Raw genomic sequence first — 5,260 nt, 5'->3', positions numbered from 1 at the left:
GTGGGCGGACCGGCCGTGCCCGGCACGCGGGTCGCGGAGCCGGTGACGACGGCCGCGACCCAGCTCATGGACGCGGAGCACGCGCTCAAGGCGCACCGGGCCAAGCCCGCCGCGCCGACCGCGGCGCGGCCCGCGGTGCCGACCCGCAAGTTCCCCCTGGTGCCGGTGCTCGGCGGCGTGGTCGGCGTCGGCGCGATCGCCGTGGTGGCCGTGATGACGATGCGGGGCGGGGGCCCGACCCAGCACGCCGCGCCGCCGGCCGACACGTCCAAGGCCGCGGCGCCGGCCCCGGCGCCCACGGGGACGCAGACGGCGGCGAACACCAGCGCGGCGAACCCGGCGCCCGCGAATCCGGGCAACGCGGGTGGCCGCCCGGCGCATGCCGGGACACCGACGGCGCCGCCGCGCGGCCAGCCGGGCGGCGCCGAACCCGCCAATCCGCCGTCGGGGGCGGTGGACATCGACGCCGTCAACCGCGACCTGAACACCGCGATGGATCAGGCGATGGGCGACAACCCGAGCGCCGGCCGCGCCACGGCCCAGCGGTACTACGAGGTCACCAGTCTACCCGACGCCGTGCGTGCGAAGGCCGCGGAGATCGTCGCGCAATCGTACGGGACGCAAGGGGACACCATCACCTACGCATCCTGGCACGCTCGAGCCGTGCGCCTCGACCCGAAGTGGAAGGCGCCGGGCCAATGACCGACCGACCCGTGAAGGTCCAGGTCTTCGGCCGAACCGACGTCGGCAAGGCCCGCGACCACAACGAGGACAGCTTCATCGTCGCCGACCTCACCACGCGCAAGGCCTCGCTGCAGCCCGACGTGCGCGAGCACGAGGTGGGCCGCCGCGGGACGCTGTTCATGGTGGCCGACGGCATGGGTGGGGCGGCCGCCGGCGAAGTGGCCAGCGAGATGGCCACCACGACCGTGTACAACCACATGGTCACCCAGTGGGGCCGCGACCAGGAGGTCACCGAGCAGCGCTTCGCGTACCGCCTCAAGGAAGCGGTCGAGCTCGCGAACCAGCAGATCCACGAGTACGCCTCCAGCCACCTCGAGGTCCGCGGGATGGGCACGACCACGACCGCGGCCGGCGTGTTCCAGGGCTCGCTCTACCTCACCCAGATCGGCGACAGCCGCGGGTACCTGATCCGGCAGAACCGCATCGCCCAGATCACCAAGGACCAGTCCTTGATGCAGCGGCTGGTGGACGCGGGCGAGCTCACCGAGGAGGAAGCGGCGGTGAGCGAGCGCCGCAACATCATCCTGCAGGCGCTCGGTCCCGATCCGCACGTGAAGGTGGACCTGACGCGCCAGGAGCTCCGCGCCGGCGACCTGCTGGTGATGTGCTCCGACGGGCTCTCCGGGCTGGTCAAGAAGGAGGAGATCCTGGGCATTGTGACCCAGGCTACGGACCTGGTGAGCGCCTGCAAGGAACTTATCGACCTGGCCAACGAGCGGGGCGGCCCGGACAACATCACGTGCATCGTGGCCAGGTTCGGCGGCGGCCTGCCGAACCCCGACGGCACGGAGCCGCTGGGCCACCAGGTCTACCCGCTGCTCGACACGGAATCGACGACGGAGCCGGTGCCGGTCTACCAGCCGGAGGACGTCGCCGGCCGCAAGACGGAGCCCACGAAGCGGAAGACGGACCCCGGCCGAAAGAAATGGTGGCTCTTCTAGCCCCCGCTCGCGGGGAGGCGCACGTCACGCATGAGATGTGAGCTGAGGATCATGTCGGGCGGGCGCGCAGGGCACCGCGAGTTCTTCGACAAGCCGTACCTCACGCTGGGCCGCGACCCGCAGTCGGATCTCGCCCTCGATCCCAACCAGGACCTCGACGCCTCCACCCGGCACGCGGCCGTGGTGTGGAGCGGCGACCATTTCGTGGTGCGGGACCTCGGCAGCCGCAACGGCACCTTCGTGAACGGGCGCCGGATCGACGGCGAGCGCGAGCTCAAGGCGGGCGACCGCGTGCGGCTCGGGCCGCAGGGCCCGGAGGTGGAGTTCCATCCCGTGGCCGACGGCGCCGAGCAGGTGGTGCCGGCGGTGCACGCGCCGGCCGCCGCGTCCCCGCCGCTCAAGACGACCGGCGGCGCCGCCGCGGCCGCGCCGCGGACGCCCCCCACGCCGTCCGCCACGTCGGTGTTGCGCGCCCAGGTGAATCAGCAGGCGGCGCGGTACCGCTGGGCCCTGGTCGTGCTGGCGTTCGTGGTGGTCGCGGCGGTCGGGGTGGTCCTGTGGCAGGGCCACACGGCGCAGCGGCAGTTCGCCACCATCGGGACCGTGGTGGACTCGCTGAGCCGGGAGCTCCGGACGCTCCGGGTCGCGCAGGCCCGGGCCGACTCCGAGGCGACGGCGCTGCGGGCCGAGCTGGCCACGGAGCGCGACCCGGCGCGGCTCGCGTCGCTGCAGCAGCAGTACGCGGCGGTCCAGCGGCGGCAGCAGAGCATCACCGTGGCGCAGAGCGTCAACTGGGCCGCGATCAACCGGGCCAACGCCCGCGCGGTCGCGATGCTGTACGTGAAGTTCCCCGACGACTCGAGCTTCACGGGGACCGGCTTCTCGGTGTCCGCGAGCGGCCTGCTGCTGACCAACAAGCACGTGGTGATCGACCACACGGGGCGAAGCCCGGTCATGATCGCCGTGCAGTTCGCGGGCTCCCGGGACGTGCTCCGCGCCGTCCTCGAGCGCGTGTCGCGCGACGCCGACATCGCCACGGTGCAGATCACCGACTCGGGGACCTTCCCCGCGGTGCGGGGCCTCAAGCCGGACAGCGCGGCGGCCAGCGTCGGCGACCCCATCGCGCTCCTGGGCTTCCCGCTCGGGCTGGACGCGCCGATGGGCGGCACCGCCGAGCACCCGATCGTGCAGCCGACGCTGGCCCCCGGCACGATCGGCAAGATCCTGCCCGACTCGCTGCTCCAGCTCGACGCGTACAGCGGCACGGGGGCGAGCGGCAGTCCCATCCTCGACCGCCAGGGCCTGGTGATCGGCATCGAGTTCGGCGGCCTCAAGGAGTCCGGCGGCCGGATCGTCCTCGGCCTTCCCATCAAGCGAGCCGCCCCCCTCCTGTCGTCCTCCTCCACGCGGGAGTAGTCCTCATGCGTCTCCGCCGTGCGTTCGCGCTCCTCGGCGCGGTGACGGCCACCGTGTTCACGGCCTGCAAGGAGCCGGCGTTCGCGCCCCGCTGGGACGCGGACATGTACGTGCCGCTGAGCACCCACAACATCCACCTGACGCCCGGCGTGATCGCCGCCGGCCTCCAGGCGCCGGACAGCTTCCCGGTGCAGCAGCAGGAGGTGAGCGGCGTGCTGGGGGACGTGCTGAAGAACGTCACCGATTCGACCCGCTGCAGCACCGGCCCCGGGCTGTCGTGCGACCTGGTGACGCTCACGGCCACCAAGACCACGGCCGTCGCGGTCACGGACACGCTGTTCATCTCCGATTCCAGCGTCGCGACCGCACCGCGGTTCGGGATGGTGCCCTTCGCGGTCAGCATGTCGGCCGCGGATCAGACCAAGACCTTCACGGACACGCTGGCGAGCGCCACGGTCGCGATGCTGAAGAACGCGGGCGAGGAGGGCCGGCCGCTGTACATCGTGCTGCGCGGGCAGGTGAGCAACCCGAGCGCGAGCCCCGTCACGGTGACCGTCGCCGACTCGATCGCCCTGTCCCTGTCGGTGACCATCCGGGTCGCCGTCTCCCACAAGTAGGAGGACCGCCATGAAGCGCTTCTCGCTCGTCCTGGCCGGCCTCCTCGTGCCGGCGCTGATGCAGGCGCAGCTCTCCGACCCGTCGACCCGCGCGCTCGGCATGGGTGGGGCCTACACCTCGAGCGCGCGCGGCTACGAAGCCGTCGCCTGGAACCCCGCGATGCTGGCGGCCGTGGGACACTCGAGCTTCAGCATCGACCTGCCGCACCTGAACCTGGAGTTCGGCAGCAACGCCTACGGCCTGTCCGACGTCCGCAAGTACGCGAACACCTACCTCAGCGACACGGACAAGCAGACGCTGCTGGACAAGATCAAGGACTCGACGCTGTCCATCCGCGCACTCATCGGCGTGGCGCCGTTCGGATTCTCCGTCGGCCCGTTCGCGCTGCTGGTGAGCACCGCCGGCCAGATGAACCTCGGCGTCGGGAAGGACGCCGTGCGGCTCGCGCTGTTCGGCAACGCGCCGCGGCCGGGCGAGTCCAACGTGTTCACCGCCCAGGGCTCCAACGGCCGCGCCTGGGCCGCCTCGACCATCGCGGGGAGCTTCGCCTGGCCGTTCCAGATCCCGCTCGGCCACCTCGCGGTCGGCGCGACCTACAAGTACGTCATCGGCCACCTGATCGGCAGCGCCACCGACCTCGGCACCCAGGTCAACTCCGGCGCCAACTTCTCGGCCACCGAGGCCGGCCAGGCGATCTACACCAACTACGCCTCGAACTGCGGGACCTTCAGCCCCTTCCAGAGCGGGATGTGCGGCGGCCGGGCCGGCAGCGGCTACGGCGTCGACCTCGGGGGGACGCTGCAGCTGGCCGGCCGCGGCATCACGCTCTCGGCGGTGCTGGTCAACGTGATCGGCAAGATGACCTGGGACGCGGACCGGCTGTACTACAGCCGCACCCTGCGCCACGACTCGTTGACGGCGGCGGGCGACTTCGTGACGCTGCAGGATTCGTCGCTCACGCTGAAGGACGCGGCGGCGATCGGGGGCGACGCCACGGCCGCCAAGCTGCGCAGCGACCTCCTGGCCAACGGGGACTTCTCCCGCCTGGCGCGGGCCGGCATCGCGCTGCGCGACGGCGACCTCACGCTGGCGGCCGACGCGCAGGTCCGGCTGAAGCAGGGCCTGGATCTGCAGCCGAGCCAGCTGCTCTCGGCGGGGGCGGAGTACCGCGTGCTGGGCGTGCTGCCGCTGCGGGCGGGCCTGGCGTCGGACTTCGCCGGGGCCACGATGATCGCGGGAGGCATCGGGCTCCAGGTGGTGGGGATCAACCTCGACCTTGCGGCGGCCGACATCTTCGGATCGACGCGCCCGGGGGTGCGGGTGGGGGTCGGGTTGGGGTTGATATTCTGAACACGGTGAGAGGTGAGGGGTGAGAGGTGAGGAGGCCAGGTGAGAAGTGAGAAGCGCAGGTGAGAGGTGAGAGGCCAGGTGAGAAGTCAGTGGTCGAAAGGCGTGAGAGGCTCGCATCCTCTCACGCCTTTCACCTCTCACCTCTCACCTCTCACGCCCTTCCCCTCTCACCTCTCCCGTCTCACCTCTCA

At 71.7% G+C, this 5,260-nt stretch carries 5 protein-coding genes; all 5 read left to right on the top strand.

The genetic code is table 11. The features are described from left to right. A partial coding sequence (locus VMF70_11730; GenBank protein ID HTT68693.1) for a hypothetical protein occupies nt 1-702 on the top strand: 702 nt, incomplete at its 5' end. Beyond that, nucleotides 699-1,685: a Stp1/IreP family PP2C-type Ser/Thr phosphatase gene (locus VMF70_11725; protein HTT68692.1), complete on the top strand. Its 987-nt coding sequence runs from the start codon at nt 699-701 to the stop codon at nt 1,683-1,685. The genes VMF70_11730 and VMF70_11725, both read left to right, overlap by 4 nt. Nucleotides 1,686-1,715: 30 nt before the next feature. Beyond that, nucleotides 1,716-3,101 (top strand): trypsin-like peptidase domain-containing protein, encoded by a 1,386-nt coding sequence (locus VMF70_11720; protein HTT68691.1) that lies wholly within the window; start codon nt 1,716-1,718, stop codon nt 3,099-3,101. 5 nt (nt 3,102-3,106) lie between these two features. Continuing rightward, nucleotides 3,107-3,718 (top strand): hypothetical protein, encoded by a 612-nt coding sequence (locus VMF70_11715; GenBank protein ID HTT68690.1) that lies wholly within the window; start codon nt 3,107-3,109, stop codon nt 3,716-3,718. Between the two features lie 10 nt (nt 3,719-3,728). Further along, on the top strand, nt 3,729-5,069 hold the full coding sequence (locus VMF70_11710) for a DUF5723 family protein (GenBank protein ID HTT68689.1): 1,341 nt from the start codon (nt 3,729-3,731) through the stop codon (nt 5,067-5,069). The last annotated feature ends 191 nt before the right edge of the window (nt 5,070-5,260 follow it).

Source organism: Gemmatimonadales bacterium (genome assembly GCA_035502185.1).
GTDB lineage: Bacteria > Gemmatimonadota > Gemmatimonadetes > Gemmatimonadales > JACORV01 > Fen-1245.
This window is presented reverse-complemented; position numbering and strand designations above follow the sequence as displayed.

Excerpts from the sequence above, each read along its gene's own strand:
- VMF70_11715 (HTT68690.1), top strand. The coding sequence starts at position 3,107 with ATGCGTCTCCGCCGTGCGTTCGCGCTCCTCGGCGCGGTGACGGCCACC.
- VMF70_11710 (HTT68689.1), top strand. The coding sequence starts at position 3,729 with ATGAAGCGCTTCTCGCTCGTCCTGGCCGGCCTCCTCGTGCCGGCGCTG.
- VMF70_11720 (HTT68691.1), top strand. The coding sequence starts at position 1,716 with ATGAGATGTGAGCTGAGGATCATGTCGGGCGGGCGCGCAGGGCACCGC.
- VMF70_11725 (HTT68692.1), top strand. The coding sequence starts at position 699 with ATGACCGACCGACCCGTGAAGGTCCAGGTCTTCGGCCGAACCGACGTC.